This window comes from Microcystis viridis FACHB-1342 (assembly GCF_014698335.1).
Classification (GTDB): domain Bacteria; phylum Cyanobacteriota; class Cyanobacteriia; order Cyanobacteriales; family Microcystaceae; genus Microcystis; species Microcystis ichthyoblabe_A.
In genome coordinates this window covers 1-21051 of the sequence record NZ_JACJSV010000047.1, presented here as the reverse complement: position 1 = coordinate 21051, position 21051 = coordinate 1, and the positions used below count along the sequence as shown (strand labels likewise).

Below are 21051 nucleotides of genomic sequence, written 5' to 3'. Positions count from 1 at the left end.
CTTTTACCAATAACTACCTATAGGGAAAGATTGGTTTTTTGGCGATTCGATAAATCCTATGGTTTCCTATCCACAGTTCTAGCTTTGTGGGCGATTTGGTTCACTTGATAACGAATTATTGCGATAGCTTGCCATTAACTAATTTTCAGCGATAATCTAAAGTCAGAGTCTATCGGGAGATAAGATCATGAACCTTCGTCTAGTTCTATTTTCAGGCCTAGTAACGGCTTTAGTTGGTGCTGGTATCGGTTATGGCATTAGCCGCATTGAACGCAATCCCAGCCAAGTCAACTATAGAAATCCCTATAACTATCAAATCATCTATAGACGTTATTTTGCCGGTGCCGGGGCAGCCCTGGGCTTCTGTGTGGGTGCGGGTTTACAAATGGTCAAAGAACTCAAAGAAGCCAGAGATAGAGAAATGGGCATCCTAGATGATGGGTCAGAATTCTAGTCTTTTGGGGCTAATTCCTCAAGAATGATGAATTGAACGTGATTAATCGCTAAATCGCCGATGGGAACTTGGGTTTTTAACACCGGTTGTCCTTCACTGAGCATTCGTTCAAAGGGGATATCTTTGGCAATTTCCGTGTGATACCAAGCTAAACCCATAAAGAAACGATTGGGATAGGGACCGCCTTCAAAAATATCATCGGGATTGGACTCCATGGGAACCCAACCGATAGAGGGAAGATAAAATTCCATCCAGACGTGATTGTAATCTGGTTCGAGGGGTAAATTACGTTCGAGGGGATGGGGTGGGCATTTATAACGTCCTACCGTGCGACAAGCAATACCATTGAGACGACACAAAGCCAATAATAAACCCACATATTCCCCACAGGAACCGACTCCGCGCCGCAGGGCAATATCAGGGGTGTCGATGTTGGGTTTGATACCGTAGGAAAGCTGATCATAGACGTAATTACGAATACTATAAACTTTTCGGAGCAGATTGGTTTCCCGACCGGTCGCTTCTTCGGCAGCATTGAGGATAATTTCTGTACTCATGGCCAGATCATCATTATCGATCAAATAGCGATCGGGAAAATCGGCGGGTAAGGTGGGTAAATCTTCGCAATCTTGGGGGGTAATTTGGTATTTAATACCCCATACTTCTAATACGACTTTCCAACCAAAAATATGACGTTGTTTGCCGGTTATTTGCTCGAACTTAAATACTGCTACCCGCTGCCCGTCCTGAATTTCTTCAATAAAAGGCAATCCCACCGCTTCGACGCTGCGAATTTTTTGCCGCGGTGTTTCTAAGGGTAAAGCGATGCGCCATTCCACATTTTTGAGTTCGATATTATAGAGGGGTTCTAATTCCTCGACGTAGGATAATTCAATCAGATAACCGTTAGAAAGGGTGTATTTTTTAGCGGGATCGTAGTGAAAATATAGAGGATGGACAAAAGTACGCGGACGATAACTAAGTTCGTGAACTTGTTCAGAATTGGGATTATCGCGGATACAGGGTTCTTGGAAAGCATAGGCCACATATAATATATCCTTGCCACTGTTAGCATCGCGATAAAATGCTAATCCCGTCGGCGATTCAAAAGGAGTTATCATGCTAAAAAGCTGTTCTCCCGTGGCGCGATCAAGACAGTAAACCGTTTGTTCTAGGGTATCCGTTAACCAAAGTTCTTCCCCGCGAATGGTGATATTTTCGATGCCGATACCAGGCGCGTATAAACGAGTAATTTCCTGTCCCGATTGGCGATCAAATATAAAGATTTGTCCAGAACGTTGACAAGTGACATAAATTGTGTTACCAGTTACGGCGACTCCGTTAGCGGTGTAGGGAAGACGGGTAAAAAATTTCGGGGTAAAATCTTCGAGAGTGCAGCAGTAGAGATTTTCGCGAGTAGTAAACCAGAGGTTATTTTGATCATCGATTGCCAATCCCGTCGTCCCGACGAATTCCTGCCAGCGATGGGAATTAAGTACGCTTGTATGACCAGTATCGAGGGCAATTTGGTATAAATAGCCGTTTTTTGCGTCGATAGCGATTAATTTGTCATCTTGAAATACAATTCCGTGCAGAGCCGTGGCGCTAATCGGACGAATCGTTTGACGATGGGAGGGAAGACTGGCAGGATCGAAAATCATAGGAGGAAACGAAAAGGGAGAGCGTTTTTAGGTGAATAAAACAGCAATTCTCCCCACGATAGCAAATTTTCTCGCCCTTGAATGCTCGTAATGAACTGCAATCCCGAAAAAAATGTCAAGAATTGTCACCTATAGTCCCTCTCATACCCTTGTACCTACCTACGAGTGTTTCAATCGTTGCAGTTATTGTAATTTTCGCAGGGATTTAGGCACTGATGGCTGGTTAAGTTTGGAAAAAGCCAAAGAGATTTTAACTGCTTTGCAGGGTTCGGAAATTACGGAAATTTTAATTCTTAGCGGCGAAGTTCATCCTTTAGCAGCCAATCGAGAGTTATGGTTTCGGCATATTTATAATTTGGGAGAATTGGCTTTAAATATGGGTTTTTATCCCCATACCAATGCGGGGATTTTAACTTTTGCTGAGATGGAAAACCTGAAAAATGTCAATCTATCTATGGGCATAATGTTAGAACAAATGACGGTGACTTTATTAGATACTGTCCATCGTCATGCCCCCAGTAAAGTGCCATCCCTGCGTTTAGAACAGTTACAATGGGCGGGAGAATTAGCAATTCCTTTTACCACGGGTTTATTATTAGGAATTGGTGAAACAGAATGCGATCGCTTAGTGACCTTAGAAACTATTGCCACTATTCATCAACGTTGGGGACATATTCAAGAAGTGATCCTACAACCCTACAATCCGGGTAAAAGAGAACAGTGGCAAAATAACCCTTTTGATCTGCAAAAATTACCCGATCTGGTTAGACAAGCTAGGGAAATTTTGCCCCCAGATATTGTCATTCAAATTCCCCCGAATCTAGTCCCTGATCCTCTTTTTCTCTTGGATTGTTTAGCGGCAGGAGCGCGGGATTTAGGCGGTATTGGCCTGATCGATGAAGTTAATCCCGATTACCTCCATTTACACCCCGATAAATTAAAGGAGTTTTTAGCAGTTTATGGCTGGGAATTAAAGCCGCGTCTGCCGGTTTATCAGTAATCAGTGACCAGTAATCAGGGAAAAGATAGCACTGTTAATGCCATTGAACACTCCTTACTTAATACCCCTTAATTGATTATTATTCATTCTTAATTCTCCTGACGACCGACGACAGACTCCTAACCCTAACAACAATTTTTGATTTTTACCAGAGGTCTTATGATTCCCTCAAGCGAGCGCTACTGGCTCAAAAATGCTCATATTCCCGTTTCCCTGCTAGAAAATGAGAGTTTCTCTCCCCAAAACGCCGAGGGATTAACCTTAGTTAATCTGGAAATTAATGACGGTAACATTAATCGCATCACCTCAACCATCCCCCCCGAAGATAATATTCCCGTTATTGACCTCAAAAAAAAGATTGTTTTTCCTTGCTTTGTCGATATGCACACCCATCTCGATAAAGGTCATAGTTGGCATCGTTGTCCTAACCATGATGGCACTTTTGACAGTGCCTTAAAAATGGCCCTAGAGGATTCCCGACGGGAGTGGCGCTTAGAGGATGTGTATCGTCGCATGGAATTCGGCGTTAAATGCAGTTATGCCCACGGAACCGCCGCTATTCGCACCCATATCGACTCTTTTGGTCAACAGGCACAGATTAGCTTAACTGCTTTGGCAGAATTGCAACGACAATGGGCCGGTAAAATCACCCTGCAAGCGGTTTCTCTAGTTTCCCTTGACTACTATCAAACCTCCGAGGGAGCGGCCTTAGCCGATAAAATTGCCGAATTTGGGGGCATATTAGGGGGAGTAGCCTACACAAATCCCGATTTACAGGCACAAATTGATATTACCTTCAAATTAGCCCAAGAAAGGGGTTTAAATCTCGATTTTCATCTGGATGAAAACGGCGATTCCGATTCTACCTGTTTAGCAGCGATCGCCCGTACTGCTATCAAAGAGCAATTTGACGGACAAATCATCTGTGGTCACTGTTGCAGTTTAGCGGTACAATCCCCTGAAATAATCCAAGAAACCCTAAATTCAGTCAAAAATGCGGGTATTGCTATCGTTAGCTTGCCGATGTGCAATCTCTACCTACAGGATCGTCAAGAGGAAAAAACCCCTTTTTGGCGCGGAACAACTAAGATAAAAGAGATGAAAAAAGCGGGAATTCCGGTGGCTTTTGCCAGTGATAACTGTCGCGATCCCTTTTATGGTTTTGGGGATCACGATGGTTTAGAAGTCTTTACCCAAGCGGTGCGGATTGCCCATCTCGACACACCCTACGCTGACTGGGTAAATAGTGTCACCCTCACCCCAGCAAATCTGCTCGGATTGCCCCATTTAGGGCGCATTAAGACGGGTCTAGAGGCAAATTTGTTAATTTTCAAGGCGCGATACTTTAGCGAGCTATTATCGCGACCACAGTGGGATCGCCTTGTGATTCGGCGCGGGTTGAGCATCGATACTACTCTCCCCGATTACCAAGAGTTAGATGATTTAGTTCTAGGAATTGAGCAACTCCTGTAAGGGTTTGACAAAAACCACCGATTCTAGGTTGATAGCACCGTAAATATGGGGAAAGGTCTCTCTTTCTAGCTCTAGAGTGGCATTTTCTGGGTTAGGATGTTGGGGCTGCTCCCATTTAACCGGGGACTGCAATTGTTCGAGAGAAATGGCTAAAACCAGCAAATCTGGCTGATTTTGATAAAAAGCGGCCACAACTTTCGGAATTTGTTCTAAGGTGGAGCAATGGATAAATCCCTCATTTTTTAGGGAATACGCCCGATATTCCCCCATTTCACGAGCTATTTGCCAACCTCTTTCTGTAGTGATGTGATAGATCATCGGTTCGCCTCCTACTGTCACTTTATCCCTAATTTTAGGATATAGCCTGAAGCTGTCAGCGGCCCTCAATTCTCTTAAACTAGGGGTCAGGGAATAAAGACAAGAAATTTGTCCGACCAATTACCAGAAAAAAATGGCCGATAACGGCCTCAAAATCTCTTGATAGTCTCTTTTTACCTGATATTAACCTTTTCCCCTTAAAATGAGCTTACCGAGGCAATAACTGCAAAAATCTATGCTAGATAAAATATTTACTCCCAATCCCTACGCTGAAAAACCCGCGCCGCTGCGTCCTCGCAAGGGGGTAATTATCGGTGTTGGTCAGGTGGGGATGGCCTGCGCTTACTCGATGTTAATTCAAGACTGTTTTGATGAATTAATTCTGCAAGATATCGCCACGGATAAAGTCGAAGGGGAAGTGATGGATTTAAGGCACGGAATGCCTTTTATTGAACCCACAGACTTGAAAATGGGAACCGTGGCCGATGTGGGACAAAATGCCGATGTGGTGATTATTACTGCCGGGGCCGCCCAAAAAGAGGGAGAAACCAGATTACATCTCCTTGAACGAAATGTGGCGATTTTTCGCCGTATTCTTGCGGATGTGGCTGTTTACTGCCCCAGTGCTTTAATTTTGGTGGTGAGTAATCCCGTCGATATCATGACCTATGTTACCTTGAAAATAACCCATTTTCCGCCTTCTAGGGTGATTGGTTCGGGTACGGTGCTAGATTCTGCCCGTTTACGCTCTCTTTTATCCACCCAACTCCATGTAGATGCGCGTAACGTCCACGCTTATATTATCGGTGAACACGGGGATAGTGAGCTTGCTGTGTGGAGTTCGGCTAATATCGGAGGAGCAAGGTTACTCGAAGGAGATTGGCAGGATTTAAGCGCAGCCGACCAAGAAAGCTTAACAGAAATTTTTCTTCAGGTTAAAAACGCCGCCTATGAAATTATCAAACGCAAGGGTTATACTAGCTATGCGATCGGTTTAGCTACCACGGATATCGTTAAAGCGATTTTACGTTCCCAAGAAAGAATTCTGACTATTAGCACTCTCCTCGATGGTCAATACGGTCTCAAAGATGTGTGTTTAAGTATTCCCTCGGTGGTTAACGAGAAAGGAGTGATTAAAACTCTGAATCTTGCTCTCAGTCCCAGAGAAACCCAACAGTTACATAATTCGGCCAAAATTATGCGCGATTTAATCGATCAACTCAAAATTTAACTTAGGGTTGGCTGAATAAATCTAAAAACATTGTTGGCTAAGATTTTTAGATTTTTTTGCCCTGAAAAAGTGCCATACATAATAGCGATCGGTGGCAAAATTTTGGCACTTTTTCCCCGAAAATTAGGTAATTATGGGGTGGACTGAAGCAATTAGTGCTAGACTTCCCGAAAAGTCTATCTTATTTCAGCTTGTTGTTAGGAATCTACTTAAAAGAGGCTGTTTAATCTGGCTAATATGCTCTTGGGTATGATATGGGTAAAAGTTCTGGCGATGGTTCTAAAATGGTGTGATATGCTGAAAGTTGACCCACATCGTTACTCTCAAGAGTGTTATGGAGAAAGTTTCTGTATAATCGATATTTGGCCTGCTCACCCTTTGGTGATGCCAGTTCTGTCCACTTCTGAATAGGTATAGGTATTGGAATTGATTTGAATTAACTTTTGTAGCAGTCGAGGTTCTAAGCTTTCATGGGGCAATCTTCAAGCAATCGGGAGTTTTGATGGCTAAAGCGCAAATGATTGATCATCTTAAGAAGACGTGTCAGAAGACCTTGAAGCTGTTAGAACAGTTAGGACCAATATCAAATCTAGCTGTTTTAATTGCCGCTATTACTTATCTCACTTACGGGGAGCAAAAACAGCGTAACTCCGACGTTACTCAAGCGTGGACAGTTATTACTGCCGCTTACGAGCAAAAAGGTAGCGGAGGACGAATTCAAGCCCTTGAGTTATTAAATGCCTCTCCAGGCATTCCAGGACGGCACAGATTTCCTTGGTTCTGGTTGACATGGAACCCTGAGAGTTTACAAGGCTTAGAAGCTCCGAACGCTTTTTTGCAAAATATTCAATTGCCTAATGCAGATCTCTGGCAAGCAAATCTCAAAAATGCCAACTTACGAGGGGCAAATCTTCAAAACTCTAGTTTGGAGGGAGCGAATCTTCAAAAATCTATCCTAGCAGCAGCGCATCTTCAAGGTTCTAGGTTACGTATTGCTAATCTTGCAGGAGCTGATTTGTTTAGAGCAAACTTGAGAGGTGCAAACTTGAGGGGAGCAAACCTCCATAGTGCTGGCTTGGTTGAAGCCAATCTTCAATCTTCTGACTTAGCCGGAGCAAAACTTCAAATGGCAACACTATACAGAGCTAATCTGCAAGATGCGAAATACACTGATGCAAGCACTTCACCCAAGTTGTGTGAAAGCTTATCCTTGAGTTACCCTTGCTCCACTGGTTTTCCAGAAGGATTTAATCCTGAATCAAGAGGTATGGTTAAAATAAATTGAATTGCGATCGCCGCTCTGGTAGTTAATGAAATCTAACACACCTCTTTTTTCTCCAGTCAAACTATTTTTGACTAATCTCGAATGCTAAGTCGTATCTGTAAAAACAGACATCAAAGGCAAGAAAAAAGTTCATCTGTCCTAGTATTAGCGGCGCATATTTATCTTGTGTCCAAGCAAAGGCTAAATCTACGGTGGGGAATTGCTCAACAGTAGCTTTAACAACCAATGCACGAGCTTCAAATCTAGCTAAATTACCTCCTAATGGCAGAGATAGCCTTTGATTTTCCCAGACTGCACCTAAAGCTAAACCCATTTCATAGGGCAACACATTAACACTAGAGCCAGTATCCAAGAGACCCGAAACATTCAAGGATTGACTTTGATAAGTTAATGTCAATGGTAAATAAGGAAGCGCACTTAATGCCCCAAGACTAGGATCTACCTCAGTGAAAGCAAATCTTACCTTATTAGCCATGAGTCAATTCTTGTTTCTCTTTTAATGCTTGAGCAAGAATGGCGGCAGCCTCAAAAGAGTCATGTAAACCTTGTCTAGGGAGATCATCTTCAATAGACATCGGTACAATACCAGAATCCTTGAGCAACTCGGCTACAAGAAAGTTAAGTAATAAGAGCTTATCGGAGTAAGACAATTGCTTTAGTAGGGGCGCAAATTGAGTAGTTGTCAGCATGGATTCAAGAAAGTTACGGATTTTGACTTTCTGCACTTTGTCTGAGTATAACACCACCTTTGCGCTAATCCCTGCCCCAAAAGCAGGCTAACTTTGCTGTTAGACAGAAATCCCAGAAATGTTCAATCTAATCTTTATAGTTCTTCGGTTTGTGTTAGGCCATGGACGGGGTTATAAAGGGCGATTTTTGTCAATCAATTAAGTCTCTGGCCAGATGAGGATTTATTGCGATCGCATTTCCTCTATTGCGATGCCGAAGGCACTGCGTAGCAGTACGCCGCTCTGGTAGTTAATGAAATCTAACACACCTCTTTTTTCTCTAGTCAAACTATTTTTGACTAATCTCAAATGCTAAGTCGTATCTGGCTCTCCCAGGTTTGGTGGGTAAAATGTATTCTAAGATACATTCCTCCTAGCGAGGGGGTGGAACGAACCACAAAGACACAAAGGACACAAAGATCGATCATATAGTAAGTTAAACTTATCACACAGAACCTAGAAGAGCCCGTATCTGTAAAAACAAACATCAAAGGCAAGAAAAAAGTTCATCTGTCCTAACGTTTGCAGAAAAGGTTTTTATACCATTTCTCTAAATGAAAACTACACATCGAATTTAAATCCCCCTTTAAGTTCCCCTTTTTAAGGGGGATTTAGGGGGATTAAACTTCTGTAGTCAGACTTTGGAGAATTGGTATAAGATGATAAAACTCCCAATCGAACTTTCAAAACCCACTCTCCACTCCCCACTCCCCGATACTTTTTAAACAGCATTTAAGACCATCACCATCCCTAAATATTTGCTCCGATTTTTTATAGTAAAGTTATACTATTAAGGAAGCAAAGACGAAATTCTAGGGTTAAGCAATGGTTAGACAACTCGACGACAGCCCGAAAACCACAATCGTCTATCCCGATAGCGATGGTAAACCGATGGCCGACAATACAAGACAATTTCGCTGGATTACGACGATTAAAGCGAATTTAGACTGGTTATTTGCCAATGATGCCGATGTTTTTGTCGCCGGTGATTTACTCTGGTATCCCGTGGAGGGAGATAATAAGACTCGACAAGCACCCGATGTGATGGTAGCTTTCGGCAGACCAAAAGGCGAAAGAGGTTCCTATCAACAGTGGAAAGAGAACAATATCCCCCCACAAGTGGTTTTTGAAATTCTCTCTCCGGGTAATACCCAAACGGAAATGACCAGAAAACTACTGTTTTATGACCGTTATGGTGTGGAAGAATACTACATTTATAATCCCGATAAAAATGATTTGGGTGGCTGTATTCGTCGGGAAAATCGGCTCGAAAGTCTGGAAAATCTCGATAATTGGGTCAGTCCTCGCTTGGGCATTCGTTTTCAATTAGCCCAACCAGAGTTACTCTTGTATTATCCCGATGGTCAACCTTTCACCAGTTACAACCAAGAACGACAACGGGCCGAAGCGGAACGACAACGGGCTGAAGCGGAACGGCAACGGGCCGAAACGGAAAGTCAACGGGCCGAAGCGGAACGGCAACGGGCCGAACGATTGGCGGCAAAACTGCGGGAGTTAAATATTAATCCCGAAGAAACTTAAAAAAATTATCGGTACAATGAAAGTAGATAAATATCAAGTCCACTAGCTAGAGTCGGAACGGTAAGCCCAGAAAAAATGCGCTAGGGCAGGGCTGACTAAATCGACGAAGCAATCGCTAAATAGGATTAATTTCCGTCCAATTCTCCCCAATCCTGAACAGGAGAGGCAGAACCGAAGAATTTCTATAAAATTTCGGTAAGGGTGGAAAAATCAAGTAAGTTAGCGTTAGGGCTTAATCTTCGCCACGGAAAGGTAGAACTATGACAGTTTGTGAATATCGTCCAGGTTTAGAAGGAATTCCCGCCGCCCAGTCCAGTATCAGCTTTGTGGATGGGCAAAAGGGAATCTTGGAGTATCGGGGCATTCGGATTGAGGAACTCGCCGAAAAAAGTACCTTCCTCGAAACCGCCTATCTCCTTATCTGGGGTGCTCTGCCCACGGGGGCGGAACTGGAAGAATTTGCCGATGAAATCCGTTATCATCGACGCATCAAGTACCGTATCGAAGACATGATGAAATGCTTCCCCGAAAAAGGCCATCCCATGGATGCGCTACAAACTTCGGCGGCGGCTTTGGGTTTATACTATGCCAGGCGGGCCCTGGATAATCCCGACTATATCCGTCAGGCAGTAGTCCGGCTATTAGCGAAAATCCCGACTATGGTGGCGGCGTTTCAATTAATTCGCAAAGGTAATCACCCCATTCAGCCCAACGATAGTCTTGATTATGCGGCCAATTTCCTCTATATGTTGACGGAAAAACGACCGACGGATTTAGCGGCGAAAGTTTTCGATGTCTGTTTGACTCTCCACGCCGAACATACCATGAATGCCTCGACTTTTTCGGCTATGGTGACGGCCTCCACTTTAACCGACCCCTACGGTGTCATCGCTTCAGCAGTGGGAACTCTCGCCGGCCCCCTCCACGGTGGGGCAAACGAGGAAGTATTGTTAATGTTAGAGGAAATCGGTTCGGTGGCTAATGTTCGTCCCTATGTGGAAAAATGTATCGCCAACAAACAAAAAGTTATGGGTTTTGGACACCGGGTATATAAAGTTAAGGATCCCCGGGCGACGATTTTACAAAACCTTGCCGAACAATTATTCGCGGAATTAGGTTCCGATGAATACTACGATATAGCCCTAGAATTAGAACAAGCAGTGGTGGATATCTACGGCGAAAAAGGTATCTATGCTAATGTGGATTTCTATTCGGGATTGGTCTATCGGAAATTAGGCATCCCCAGTGATTTATTTACCCCGATTTTTGCCATCTCCCGGGTGGCCGGTTGGTTGGCCCACTGGAAAGAACAATTAAATGCTAACCGCATTTTCCGTCCTACCCAAATCTACACCGGACAACACGAAGTACCCTATACACCGATCGAACAACGTTCTTAGATTTTATCTCCCATTCTTGAATGGAAACACGGTTTCTCGCCTTTGTCAATTTTTCCTAGGCGAGATTTTTTGTCTCATTTCCTGTTATATTGATGGGACAAGGAAACAGTCCATCGGCTTTCAGCTTGGTCAGTTTCGGTGTATATAGCAAGACAAGGTCTTTACTTCTAAATAGTCGGACAGAAAAATATTAAAGATTATGGTGAAATTTTGGCGCAGATTAACGGTATTTTTAATTTCTTGTTTATTGCTGATTTCCCTAACTGCTTGTGGTAATCAAGTTAGACGCAATCAAGTGGTCATATCGGTATTAAGTGACCCAAAAACCTTTAATGCTGTTTTATCGGCCGAATCCCCGAATATTTTTGGTTTAACCTACGAAGGACTATTAACAGAAAATCCCATTACTGGCAAAAAAGAACCAGTCCTGGCAGAATCTTGGACAATTTCCGATGATAATTTGAACATTATTTTTACTATGAGAGAGGGTTTAAAATGGTCGGATGGTCAACCCTTAACCGTTGATGATGTGGTTTTTACCTATAAAGATTTATATCTAAATCCTGATATTCCCAACAACTACCGCGATAGTTTAAGAATAGGATTAAAAAAAGAATTTCCAGTTATCACTAAACTAGATAATCGCCGAATCGAATTTAAACTACCCGAACCTTTTGCTCCTTTTTTAGATGCTGTCAGTTCACCGATTTTACCTAAACACGCTTTAGAAAAAACTATTCAGAAAAAAAGCCCCGATGGCAGGTTAGAATTTCTCTCCACTTGGGGGTTAGATACTCCTCCCGATAAAATTGTTTTTAATGGTGCTTATAAACTAAAAGAATATATCACGGGACAAAGGATTATTTTTGAGAATAACCCTTACTATTGGAAAAAAGATGACCAGGGACAACAATTACCTCATATAACTTCAGTAATTTGGGCAATTGTTGAATCTCAAGATACAACTTTACTGCAATTTCGTTCGGGAAGTTTAGATTCTATTGGGGTAACTCCCGAATTTTTCTCCCTCTTAAAAACCGAAGAAGAAAGAGGAAATTTCACTATTTTTAACGGCGGACCTGCCTACGGAACCCAATTTATCGGTTTTAATCTCAACCAAGGCAAACGCGACGGAAAACCCCTAATAGAGCCAATTAAATCCAGGTGGTTTAATAACTTAAATTTCCGTCAAGCTATTGCCTACGGCATTAATCGTCAAAGAATGATTGATGATATTTATCGAGGGTTAGGAGAAGCACAAAATTCTTTTCTTTCTATCCAATCGCCTTTTTACGATAAAACCCTGAAAGGTTACGATTATAATCCCGAAAAAGCCAAAGAATTATTATTAGAGGCGGGATTTAAGTATAATAGTGATAATCTTTTAGTCGATGCCGATAATAATCCCGTTAGATTTAACCTGATTACTAATGCAGGTAACAAAATCCGGGAAGCTATTGGGGCGCAAATTAAAAATGATTTAGCCGCAATAGGAATTCAAGTGGATTTTCAAGCGATCGCTTTTAGCAATTTAGTTGATAAACTAAGTAATAGTCTAGATTGGGAAGCACATATTTTAGGTTTTACCGGCGATAATGAACCCCACGCCCCTAATATTTGGTATGTAGATGGAAATCTCCACGCTTTTAACCAACAACCTCAACCCGGCAGCCCGCCAATTCAAGGCTGGCAAGCGGCGGATTGGGAGAAAAAAATCGCCTATTTATACGTCAAAGGTTCCCAAGAATTAGACTTTGAGAAGCGCAAAGTTATCTATAATGAAATTCAACAACTTCAACAGGAATACGTCCCGTTTATTTATCTTGTCAATCCCCTCGCTTTGGGGGCCGTGCGTAACTGCTTTGAAGGAATACAATTCTCCGCCTTGGGTGGAGCATTCTGGAATCTAGAAGAATTAAAGAAAACCTGTGGAGGTGTTTAATGACTCATTTTGGTTTACTCTGTCCTACAACCTCTGGACATATTTATTCTCTCCTACCTTTAGGAAAAGAGTTACAAAAACGCGGTCATAAAGTTACCTGTTTTTTAACTCTTGATGGTGAAGAAATGGTGCAAGCAGCCGGGTTAAATTTTCAGGCAATTGCACCCGACAAATATCCGAAAGGCACATCAGCCAAAAATTTAGCCGAAATTGGTCAATTACAGGGAACAGCCGCCGTCCGTCGCACGGTACAATCAGTGACTAATTCTACCGCTGCCCTCTTTGAAACTATCCCTCAAGAGATGCGTCGCTTGGGAATTGATGCCCTAATTGTCGATCAAGTCTCCCCCTCAGGGGGTACAATCGCAGAAAAATTAGCTATTCCCTTTGTCAGTTTTGCTGGGGCATTGGTTTTAAATCGTGACCCGCTTATTCCGCCCTTTATGACTACTTGGGACTATAATCCCTCATTTATCGGGGTTATTCGCAATAAACTTGGCTATAAACTCCTTGACTCTCTGACTCGTCCTCTGAATGAGTTAATCAACCGGCAACGTCAAGAATGGGGGTTAATTCCCTATCAAAACATCAATCAACGCTATTCACCCATTGCCCAAATTAGCCAACAACCTGCCGAATTCGAGTTTCCTCGGCCAAATTTACCCGCTCACTTCCACTTTACCGGCCCCTTTCACGATTCCTCCACCAGAAAACCGATTCCTTTTCCCTACGAAAAATTAACCGGACAACCCTTGATTTATGCTTCCCTTGGTACAATTCAAACTCGCCTACAATCGACTTTTAATGCGATCGCCGAAGCCTGTGCCGATTTGCCGGTACAATTAGTTTTATCCTTGGGCAATACCGACTCTAACATTCAAATAACCACCAAAAACGCCCTAGTTGTTCCCTACGCTCCCCAATTAGAGCTTTTAACCAGAGCCTCTCTTACTATCACCCACGCAGGCTTAAATACTACCCTAGAATCCCTTGCCCAAGCTGTACCGATGGTGGCCATTCCCATCACTAACGACCAACCGGGGGTATCTGCTCGGATAAAATGGTCGGGGACAGGGGAAGTGATTCCGATTTCCCGTCTAGAAGTTCCCCGTTTACGAAAGGCGATTGAAAAGGTCTTATCCGTCCCCAGTTACCGAGAAAATGCCCTGAGAATGCAAAAAGCACTACAGAAGACTGGAGGAGTGAAAATGGCCGCCGATATCGTCGAAAAAGCCATTTCTACCGGCCAACCCGTCCTATCGGTATAATAGCTAGGGTCTGCTGAAAAAGTTTTTCCTGGGGACAGGGTGTGACCAACTGTCTGCATCATAACCGATAGTGTCTGCCGCCGTTCCCTGTACACGCACTTGTTAGGCATCGGATTGGCTAGAGTGTATAAACTGGTGAAAGTCTGGTGATTTAATGAATTCTTGAAGGTCTTTTATTCCCTCTATAAATGAGGTTAGCATCCACCCAAGCTCTTCAAGATGAGTTAATAATCGAGGGTTTTGTTCATCCAAAAGACTGATTAACTTATAATAGTCTTCTATAGAGCTAGTATCGAGTAGCGCTAAATCTTCATGAATCAGCTTGTTTCGTTCCGCCACAATGTCTGAGAGAGCCTGTTTCTGAGCATTTAAGAAATCTGAGTCACTATAGGTAACCTTAAATGACAAAGACATACCTAACTCAGAAGAGTCTAGTTGAGGTTCAGACTGACTATCATCCACTAGCACAGTGTTATGTAATTCCTTAACCAGTTGACCTAATGGGCGCTTACGAAATCTCTCATGACTGTCAACGAACTGGTTACGAGTTGATGTTGATAATCTCTCAATCTGACTAACTGAAAGTAGATACTTTAAAATACCTTCAATCTTTGAAAAATTAACTATATTTCTGCCTAGCTTTCTTAGTGCTTCAGTTCTAACTACTTCAATATCTATCGGTTTATCCATGATTAATGGTAAGGCGTTGACTATCTAAATTATCTATTTTCACAGGTAATGGCAGCGATGGTTAATTGCCCTCACTCCTAACCGCTCTCCCAGAACAAACAGGAAAGGTCTTTTGATAGACTAGAGTTATAGCCCGACAGTGGGGAGCTAGGGGCAAGAAAAGCTTAATATTTGAGATGAACCGATCGAGCCAGAATATCGTCTAGAATTAATTAGCTCAAAAAATCCCGACTGAATCTACCCTTAAGCAAACTTTTCTAAAAATGATGGCTGAATTACTGAGTCTAGTTCCTGCCAAGTCCCTCGAAACCGATATAGTGTTAGGGGAACCGTCGGCAGTATGTCCCCTTCCTCCAGTCACGGTTAGTAATGATACCCTACTTATTTCCCTAATTGATCGCCTGCGACGTACTTTGGAAAATCACCGCGGCGAAAATCAAATTGTGGTGATGCAGGATTTCCCGGATCCCGATGCTCTTTCTAGTGCCTGGGCCTATCAAATTATCGCCGAACAGTACGATATTCACTGTGATATAGTCTATGCGGGTACTCTCTCCCATCAGGAAAATGTCGCTTTGGTAAAACTAACAGGTTTACCGGCTAAACGTTGGGGAGTCCATACCCTCAAGGATAGAGATCTTTCAGTTTATCAGGGTTGTGTTTTCGTCGATGGTCAGGGAACCAATAGTCAGTTAACCACTCTGGTTAAACAGGCAAAAATTCCCGTTATTGCCGTGATTGATCATCATACTCGCCAAGGGGATCTAGAGGCGGAATTTGTTGATATTCGTCCCCAAATCCGGGCAACAGCGACGATGTTAACCCAATATATCCAAAAAGGGTTACTGAATTTTAATAGTAGCGATACCGTCCATGTTAAGTGTGCCACAGCTTTGATGCACGGATTGCGATCAGACACGAATAATTTAATGCAAGCGCAAGAGTGTGAATTTATTGCTGCTGGTTATCTCAGTCGTTTCTACGATGCTCAATTATTAAACGCTGTCCTGCAATCGGCCAGATCCCGACGGGTGATGGATGTGATCGAACGAGCCTTAAAAAACCGTATTATTAAAAATAATTATTCGATCGCCGGGGTCGGTTATTTGCGTTATGATGACCGAGATGCGATTCCCCAGGCTGCCGATTTTTTGGTGACAGAAGAAAATGTTCACACGGCTTTAGTTTATGGTATCGTTCACGATGAAGATGAGGATATCGAGTTAGTCATTGGTTCTATGCGTACCAGTAAAATTACCCTAGATCCCGATGAATTTCTCAAGGAAGCTTTCGGACAAGATAACCAAGGTCGCTTTTTTGGTGGTGGCCGTTATATGGCCGGAGGTTTTGAAATTCCTATCGGTTTCCTCGGTGGTTTTAATAATAATGCCGAATACGCTAAACTTAAGTGGGAAATGTATGACACCCAAATCAAACAAAAACTTTCCCATCTAGTTAACCCCGATGAAAAGGTAATTCGCACCTAAGTATCAGACCTCAGCTATCTATTATCATCGCCAAGACCGACCCGACACTGATATGAAACTTTATTTTGTGCGTCATGGATTAGCAGGACAATCGGAGGATTATCTCAACGATAGGGAACGTCCTTTAACCGAGGAAGGTAAGGCAAAAACTGCTAAAGTTGCCCAAAGATTAGGACAGTTGGGGGTGAAATTTGACCTAATTCTCACTTCCCCATTGGTGCGTGCCGTGCAAACCGCCGAAATTTTGCAAAAAGCGGGTTTAAGCAGTAAAATTGAGCAATTTAATCCCCTATCGCCCAATGGCAATATTCAAGATTGGGTGCAGTGGTGGCAAAAGTCCGACTATCAGCGAGAGGAAAACGCGATTGCACTGGTGGGCCACGAACCGGATTTAGGCTATTGGACGGAAATGCTAGTTTGGGGCAAGTTTCAAGGAAAATTATCGGTCAAAAAAGCGGGAATAATTGGTCTAGAGGTTCCCAATCAACAAAATCCCCTAGGTAAGTGTCAGTTATTCTGGTTGACAGCCCCGAAATTACTCCTATAGGGTGGGACTTTCGGAAAACGCGAGCGAGAATTGTCTCTAGTCAAACCCTAGAACCGAGACAGCATCAGCAATACAAACAAATTTTAGCCCGGGGATTCTTTCCCAATTAATCTCATTCCGAGATTTCGATCGAACTCACCGCTCTTTGCCAACGTTTTTTCCAGTGGCTAGTCGGTTCTAAGTCAGAGAGAGCCTGTTCGCTGCGACGACGTTGTATAATCACTTCGGCTGGGTCGGTTAAAGTCTCGTCTCGATAGGGAATAGCGGCCTTAGTTTGCAGATGTTCCCGTTCCTGTGCCGATAGAGATGGGGGTAAGGACAAAAAACTGGCTATTGTCCCTGGCGATCGCCGCCCGACGCTATCGGTGGCTCCAATCTGCAATCCTGCTAATTGTAAAGCCCTTCGCACCGAGGCAGCACAGGAATAGGTGACTAAATAACCCGTCGGACTCAGGCATTTGGCCACTAAAGCTAAAAACTCCACCGTCCACAGTTGCGGACATTTACTCGGGGAAAAGGGATCGAGAAAAATTGCCTCCGCTTGAAAACCCGCCTCAATCACCTTGGTTATCGTCTGTCGCGCATCCCCGATTAACAGTTTAGCAGTGAGATTAGGCAAGTCCAGCCGGTGATTATGGGCAAAATCACTTAAATATTCGGGAATTGGTTGACTCCAACTATTTAAGAGATTCTCTCTAATAGCTGCTAGGGGAACCATTCGATCGCTTTCTAACGCTAATAATTCTACCCGACAATCCCCCCTAACTCGCCAAATGGCCGCCAAGGCTGCGGCGGCATTGTACCCTAAGCCGTAACAAATGTCAAGAACTTTCAGATTATTGCTCTGGTCTGCTTTTGCTGCCAGACGACTGGAGAGGATAAATTTTTTCTCGGCTTCTTCCCTTGCCCCGGAGGTAGAATGATAACATTCGCCGAATTCGGTCGAAAAAAAGGTATAAGAACCATCCTCAGTGACTTTTTGCGGGTAAGCTTCGGGGGAGACAAGCATGGTGATGAAGAATGTCTTTGAGGTGAATATCGGTTTCCAGTAGGCAAGCGTGACCACTATGGGGCAGAATTGTTAATTTTGCGGCGGGTAACTGCTGAATTAGGCGTTTAGCCTCCGCTACCGATGGTAAGAGTCGATCTCCTTGACTGGCTATCACTAACACCTCCAATTGCAGACTTTTTAACTCGCTGGCACTAACCTGAAACCGTTGTAACTGGGATAAACGCCAGCTAATCGTCTTCGGTGGGACGTATTGCATGGCTTTGAGGAGAGAGCGGCGATCTTCCCGGGATATTCGACCCAGAGCGGCCAGAAAGGGTAAAATAGTTAGTGCCGAGCCGCTATGGATGAAATCGGGCATCATCTGGGTGATACCGATTCCCAAGCTTAAAAGAGGTCTTTGATTAAAAGAAGAAGCAGGGTTAATTAAAATCAGTTTTTTAAGCAATTTTGGTGATTTTGTCGCTATTTTCAAGGCTAAACAGCCACCAAAAGACTCACCGCAGAGATAGACTTTTCTCGATTGTCCCTTTAATTCCTGTGCCAATAAAGCAATCACGCAATCGCTTAATTCCTCCCAATCGCCGAGATATTGCGGGGAAATCGCCAAACAACGCAGATCGAAGTAAGGAGCAAGGTTTTTAATCTGACGATGGTAGAGTTGGCCGCTGCCATCCATTCCGGGTAAAAATACAAACAGGGGATAATCGGGACGGGGATGACGGGGAATAATCCAACTGACAGGTTGTTCCATTGTGCAACAAGCGCGATCGATGTTAAAAAAGTTTTTTCTGGTTATCTACTTTAAGGATAATTAATATTAGAGAGATTTGCCAGTTTTAAGAGTAGTATTAACCTCCAACCTATGGATGGTTTCTCTCTGCTCGCCAACCCCTGATAACTGATAACTGATAACTGATAACTGATAACTGATAACTGATTAACTGAGCCAAATTTTTAGGCCGCCGCTAAATTAGCAGCCACGAAATCCCAATTAACCAACTTGGTTAAAAAGTCGCTGATGTAATCGGGACGACGATTTTGGTAGTCGAGATAATAAGCGTGTTCCCACACATCCATAGTTAAGAGGGGAACCTGTCCGGCGGTTAAAGGATTGTCAGCGTTGCCAGTTTTGGTGACTTTGAGAGTACCGTTATCGAGAACCAACCAAGCCCAACCGCTACCGAATTGAGTCGCGCCGGCGGTTTTGAAAGCTTCGACAAATTTCTCGAAACTGCCGAAATCTGCGTTAATTTTAGCGGCTAAAGCACCAGTAGGCGCACCGCCACCCGCCGGTTTCATGCAGTCCCAATAAAAACTATGATTCCATGCTTGGGCGGCATTGTTGAAAACCCCAGCTTTAGAAGCATCACCAGCAACCTTAACGATAACTTCTTCTAAAGAGAGAGCATCGAGTTCCGTATCTTTGACCAAACCGTTATAGTTATTGACATAAGCGGCGTGGTGCTTGTCGTGGTGGAATTCTAGAGTGCTTTTGGTGATGCAAGGCTCTAAGGCAGTGTAATCGTAGGGTAAAGGGGGAAGTGTGTAAGCCATCTGTTGTTCTTTATATCCTCTCTTGAGAGCTTGTTTAAGGTAGTGTTGATAAAACTTTACATCCTCGATCATAGCACCGAAGGAGACTTGAATCAGTGATCACTGATCGATCAGCTTTTTTCTCCCTTCTCCCCCCTCCCTTCTCCCTGACAGGTGTAGGTTTATTATAAAGAGGTGAGCAGTCACACACTCAAGGTGAGAACATCAAGCTAGAGATTTAGAGGAGCGTCGTGAAAGGCAATGCTGAAAAACAAATATCTCAAGCAGTGGTCGTGCATAGTTTCAGAGCATCTCAAGACTGAGACGATGGATACTACTCTCTCACAGTGGCCGTTCTTTTCCACGTCTTTAGGGAGTCCGGCTCGGTTTTTTTCGCCGCAGTGACAGCAATTCTCAGTTTTAGAGCAAGCCTTTTAGGGATTTAAAGAACATTTTAAAGGGGGATTTTTGGGGCAACTTTGGGTGTACTATCACCTCAAAAGCCTGAAGACTCGTGAAATGAAATTCGCAATCCCATTGAATTTTACCCCGTATTACTGGACTTCCCCGTTGACAAAAAGCCATAACCTGTGCTGTAGAAGGGATTAAAAGAATTTCCGCCGCCCCGTTACTGGGTACAAATCAGGGAAACTCCCAATAAATCTAACGCTTTTTGTTGCAGTTTAGTCGGTCGAGTTATCTTAGAAAAACGATAACTTCCCTCCCTAATCATACATTCCACTGTATTCAAGCAAATCGTCCCCAAGTCTTCCAACAAAGTCCGAAAGCTATGCACAGGAAAGTCCTCTTGATTCCGTTTTTTTCTCTCTTTAGACTGAGCGGATTCACTGCGACTCGCTTTAATCACATTCAGAGAACCATCATCAATTTCTTCATCCTCAAATAACAAAGGAGCCAAGCACTGTTTTAAATGCCATTCCACATAATAAGCCAACATACATAAAAAGCTGACAGGGGGACAAGCTGGCTGAACTCCTTACAGCATAAGCTTTTTGGGGTGTTCGAGCGAAAAAGTTCGATGCAGATCACTCCCCATTGTTGATAAAGATTTCTAATAAGCTCGCCCAAATCCCTGATTCTCTCGTTAGCTTTTTGGCTGAAAGGGATGTATCTATTTGTAACTGAGGAGCCTAAAAACCTTTGTGGACAACGCTTTGAGATGTCTTGTCCCCCTGTCAGCATAAAAAGATATGAGCTTTGACTCTATCACCCTGATAATGATAGATAGGACGTACCTTTAAATCAATTGACTTATAACAGCGAAATGCCTCCTCCACTTGAGACAAACTTTTATAAGCTTTAACCGTTGTCGCTGCATCCATCAAGGTTGACTCCAGAGAAGTTCTTAACACATACACCTGACAGGGGGACAAGCGAGCTAGAAAACTTGCCAACACAGGCTTCTGGCTTCTCTCGCTAGAAATAGATCTAGCGATTCTAGGCAAAAAGCTAACGAAAG

The 21051-nt window shown here is 43.3% G+C and carries 19 protein-coding genes and 2 pseudogenes; 11 read left to right on the top strand and 10 right to left on the bottom strand.

The window, feature by feature from the left end; all coding sequences use genetic code 11:
- The first annotated feature begins 187 nt into the window (after positions 1–187).
- On the top strand, positions 188–454 hold the full coding sequence (locus tag H6G40_RS15375; protein ID WP_002736422.1) for a hypothetical protein: 267 nt from the start codon (positions 188–190) through the stop codon (positions 452–454).
- Here the strand turns inward: H6G40_RS15375 and H6G40_RS15370 are convergent.
- The gene (locus H6G40_RS15370) at positions 451–2115 is read right to left on the bottom strand and encodes a transglutaminase domain-containing protein (RefSeq protein WP_002737025.1); all 1665 of its coding nucleotides are present in this window, start codon (positions 2113–2115) and stop codon (positions 451–453) included. The two genes, H6G40_RS15375 and H6G40_RS15370, sit on opposite strands and share 4 nt — an antisense overlap.
- Before the next feature lie 112 nt (positions 2116–2227).
- Between H6G40_RS15370 and cofG the strand changes: the two genes are divergently transcribed.
- Complete coding sequence (gene cofG / locus H6G40_RS15365; RefSeq protein WP_069474184.1) at positions 2228–3115, top strand: 7,8-didemethyl-8-hydroxy-5-deazariboflavin synthase subunit CofG; 888 nt, start codon at positions 2228–2230, stop codon at positions 3113–3115.
- 159 nt (positions 3116–3274) lie between these two features.
- Positions 3275–4588, top strand: coding sequence for a cytosine deaminase (locus tag H6G40_RS15360; RefSeq protein WP_190537910.1), 1314 nt, complete (start codon positions 3275–3277; stop codon positions 4586–4588).
- On the opposite strand, the gene H6G40_RS15355 is transcribed toward H6G40_RS15360, so the two are convergent.
- On the bottom strand, positions 4565–4906 hold the full coding sequence (locus H6G40_RS15355; RefSeq protein ID WP_024969157.1) for a DUF952 domain-containing protein: 342 nt from the start codon (positions 4904–4906) through the stop codon (positions 4565–4567). The two genes, H6G40_RS15360 and H6G40_RS15355, sit on opposite strands and share 24 nt — an antisense overlap.
- 235 nt (positions 4907–5141) lie before the next feature.
- Between H6G40_RS15355 and H6G40_RS15350 the strand changes: the two genes are divergently transcribed.
- Positions 5142–6137 carry an L-lactate dehydrogenase gene (locus H6G40_RS15350; RefSeq protein ID WP_052275820.1) on the top strand — a complete coding sequence of 332 codons (996 nt, stop codon included), beginning with the start codon at positions 5142–5144 and terminating at the stop codon, positions 6135–6137.
- Between the two features lie 502 nt (positions 6138–6639).
- Positions 6640–7422 carry a pentapeptide repeat-containing protein gene (locus H6G40_RS15345; RefSeq protein WP_008197125.1) on the top strand — a complete coding sequence of 261 codons (783 nt, stop codon included), beginning with the start codon at positions 6640–6642 and terminating at the stop codon, positions 7420–7422.
- A 61-nt stretch (positions 7423–7483) separates the two neighbouring features.
- Here the strand turns inward: H6G40_RS15345 and H6G40_RS15340 are convergent, their stop codons facing one another.
- Both H6G40_RS15340 and H6G40_RS15335 read right to left on the bottom strand, forming a co-directional pair.
- The gene (locus H6G40_RS15340; RefSeq protein ID WP_002771473.1) at positions 7484–7897 is read right to left on the bottom strand and encodes a pepsin/retropepsin-like aspartic protease family protein; all 414 of its coding nucleotides are present in this window, start codon (positions 7895–7897) and stop codon (positions 7484–7486) included.
- Positions 7890–8111, bottom strand: coding sequence for a hypothetical protein (locus H6G40_RS15335; protein ID WP_002755098.1), 222 nt, complete (start codon positions 8109–8111; stop codon positions 7890–7892). The genes H6G40_RS15340 and H6G40_RS15335 overlap by 8 nt, the downstream gene beginning before the upstream one ends.
- A gap of 864 nt (positions 8112–8975) precedes the next feature.
- Between H6G40_RS15335 and H6G40_RS15330 the strand changes: the two genes are divergently transcribed.
- The 4 genes from H6G40_RS15330 to H6G40_RS15315 all read left to right on the top strand — a co-directional run bounded on the left by H6G40_RS15330 (position 8976) and on the right by H6G40_RS15315 (position 14302).
- A complete protein-coding gene (locus tag H6G40_RS15330) occupies positions 8976–9692 on the top strand; it encodes a Uma2 family endonuclease (protein ID WP_002737017.1) in 717 nt (238 codons plus the stop codon).
- Between the two features lie 260 nt (positions 9693–9952).
- A complete protein-coding gene (locus tag H6G40_RS15325; RefSeq protein WP_002755096.1) occupies positions 9953–11092 on the top strand; it encodes a citrate synthase in 1140 nt (379 codons plus the stop codon).
- Between the two features lie 199 nt (positions 11093–11291).
- Entirely contained in the window at positions 11292–13034 is a 1743-nt protein-coding gene (locus H6G40_RS15320; RefSeq protein ID WP_190537908.1) for an ABC transporter substrate-binding protein, read from the top strand.
- Positions 13034–14302, top strand: a complete 1269-nt coding sequence (locus H6G40_RS15315) for a glycosyltransferase (RefSeq protein WP_190537906.1) — start codon at positions 13034–13036, stop codon at positions 14300–14302. The genes H6G40_RS15320 and H6G40_RS15315 overlap by 1 nt, the downstream gene beginning before the upstream one ends.
- A gap of 102 nt (positions 14303–14404) precedes the next feature.
- Here the strand turns inward: H6G40_RS15315 and H6G40_RS15310 are convergent, their stop codons facing one another.
- The gene (locus tag H6G40_RS15310) at positions 14405–14992 is read right to left on the bottom strand and encodes a hypothetical protein (protein ID WP_069474188.1); all 588 of its coding nucleotides are present in this window, start codon (positions 14990–14992) and stop codon (positions 14405–14407) included.
- 263 nt (positions 14993–15255) lie between these two features.
- On the opposite strand from H6G40_RS15310, the gene H6G40_RS15305 reads away from it, so the two are divergent.
- Entirely contained in the window at positions 15256–16479 is a 1224-nt protein-coding gene (locus tag H6G40_RS15305; RefSeq protein WP_069474189.1) for a DHH family phosphoesterase, read from the top strand.
- 52 nt (positions 16480–16531) lie between these two features.
- A complete protein-coding gene (sixA, locus tag H6G40_RS15300; protein WP_002735419.1) occupies positions 16532–17026 on the top strand; it encodes a phosphohistidine phosphatase SixA in 495 nt (164 codons plus the stop codon).
- A 112-nt stretch (positions 17027–17138) separates the two neighbouring features.
- Here sixA and H6G40_RS15295 read toward each other — a convergent pair whose 3' ends face one another.
- The 5 genes and pseudogenes from H6G40_RS15295 to H6G40_RS23350 form a co-directional block, all read right to left on the bottom strand.
- Complete coding sequence (locus tag H6G40_RS15295) at positions 17139–18035, bottom strand: tRNA (5-methylaminomethyl-2-thiouridine)(34)-methyltransferase MnmD (protein WP_002736656.1); 897 nt, start codon at positions 18033–18035, stop codon at positions 17139–17141.
- Positions 17995–18789, bottom strand: a complete 795-nt coding sequence (locus H6G40_RS15290) for an alpha/beta fold hydrolase (RefSeq protein WP_002737067.1) — start codon at positions 18787–18789, stop codon at positions 17995–17997. The genes H6G40_RS15295 and H6G40_RS15290 overlap by 41 nt, the downstream gene beginning before the upstream one ends.
- 203 nt (positions 18790–18992) lie before the next feature.
- Complete coding sequence (locus H6G40_RS15285; RefSeq protein ID WP_002737286.1) at positions 18993–19592, bottom strand: superoxide dismutase; 600 nt, start codon at positions 19590–19592, stop codon at positions 18993–18995.
- A 607-nt stretch (positions 19593–20199) separates the two neighbouring features.
- Positions 20200–20538: pseudogene (locus tag H6G40_RS15280) on the bottom strand (IS1634 family transposase); the annotation flags it as partial.
- Positions 20539–20779: 241 nt separating this feature from the next.
- Positions 20780–21051, bottom strand: a pseudogene (locus H6G40_RS23350) (hypothetical protein); the annotation flags it as partial.

What these genes read in the sequence shown, in the direction of transcription:
- cofG (WP_069474184.1), top strand. Translation starts at nt 2,228, where the DNA reads ATGTCAAGAATTGTCACCTATAGTCCCTCTCATACCCTTGTACCTACC.
- H6G40_RS15360 (WP_190537910.1), top strand. Translation starts at nt 3,275, where the DNA reads ATGATTCCCTCAAGCGAGCGCTACTGGCTCAAAAATGCTCATATTCCC.
- H6G40_RS15375 (WP_002736422.1), top strand. Translation starts at nt 188, where the DNA reads ATGAACCTTCGTCTAGTTCTATTTTCAGGCCTAGTAACGGCTTTAGTT.
- H6G40_RS15320 (WP_190537908.1), top strand. Translation starts at nt 11,292, where the DNA reads ATGGTGAAATTTTGGCGCAGATTAACGGTATTTTTAATTTCTTGTTTA.
- H6G40_RS15350 (WP_052275820.1), top strand. Translation starts at nt 5,142, where the DNA reads ATGCTAGATAAAATATTTACTCCCAATCCCTACGCTGAAAAACCCGCG.
- H6G40_RS15340 (WP_002771473.1), bottom strand. Translation starts at nt 7,897, where the DNA reads ATGGCTAATAAGGTAAGATTTGCTTTCACTGAGGTAGATCCTAGTCTT.
- H6G40_RS15370 (WP_002737025.1), bottom strand. Translation starts at nt 2,115, where the DNA reads ATGATTTTCGATCCTGCCAGTCTTCCCTCCCATCGTCAAACGATTCGT.
- H6G40_RS15335 (WP_002755098.1), bottom strand. Translation starts at nt 8,111, where the DNA reads ATGCTGACAACTACTCAATTTGCGCCCCTACTAAAGCAATTGTCTTAC.
- H6G40_RS15285 (WP_002737286.1), bottom strand. Translation starts at nt 19,592, where the DNA reads ATGGCTTACACACTTCCCCCTTTACCCTACGATTACACTGCCTTAGAG.
- H6G40_RS15290 (WP_002737067.1), bottom strand. Translation starts at nt 18,789, where the DNA reads ATGGAACAACCTGTCAGTTGGATTATTCCCCGTCATCCCCGTCCCGAT.
- H6G40_RS15295 (WP_002736656.1), bottom strand. Translation starts at nt 18,035, where the DNA reads ATGCTTGTCTCCCCCGAAGCTTACCCGCAAAAAGTCACTGAGGATGGT.
- H6G40_RS15325 (WP_002755096.1), top strand. Translation starts at nt 9,953, where the DNA reads ATGACAGTTTGTGAATATCGTCCAGGTTTAGAAGGAATTCCCGCCGCC.
- H6G40_RS15355 (WP_024969157.1), bottom strand. Translation starts at nt 4,906, where the DNA reads ATGATCTATCACATCACTACAGAAAGAGGTTGGCAAATAGCTCGTGAA.
- H6G40_RS15345 (WP_008197125.1), top strand. Translation starts at nt 6,640, where the DNA reads ATGGCTAAAGCGCAAATGATTGATCATCTTAAGAAGACGTGTCAGAAG.
- sixA (WP_002735419.1), top strand. Translation starts at nt 16,532, where the DNA reads ATGAAACTTTATTTTGTGCGTCATGGATTAGCAGGACAATCGGAGGAT.
- H6G40_RS15310 (WP_069474188.1), bottom strand. Translation starts at nt 14,992, where the DNA reads ATGGATAAACCGATAGATATTGAAGTAGTTAGAACTGAAGCACTAAGA.
- H6G40_RS15315 (WP_190537906.1), top strand. Translation starts at nt 13,034, where the DNA reads ATGACTCATTTTGGTTTACTCTGTCCTACAACCTCTGGACATATTTAT.
- H6G40_RS15305 (WP_069474189.1), top strand. Translation starts at nt 15,256, where the DNA reads ATGATGGCTGAATTACTGAGTCTAGTTCCTGCCAAGTCCCTCGAAACC.
- H6G40_RS15330 (WP_002737017.1), top strand. Translation starts at nt 8,976, where the DNA reads ATGGTTAGACAACTCGACGACAGCCCGAAAACCACAATCGTCTATCCC.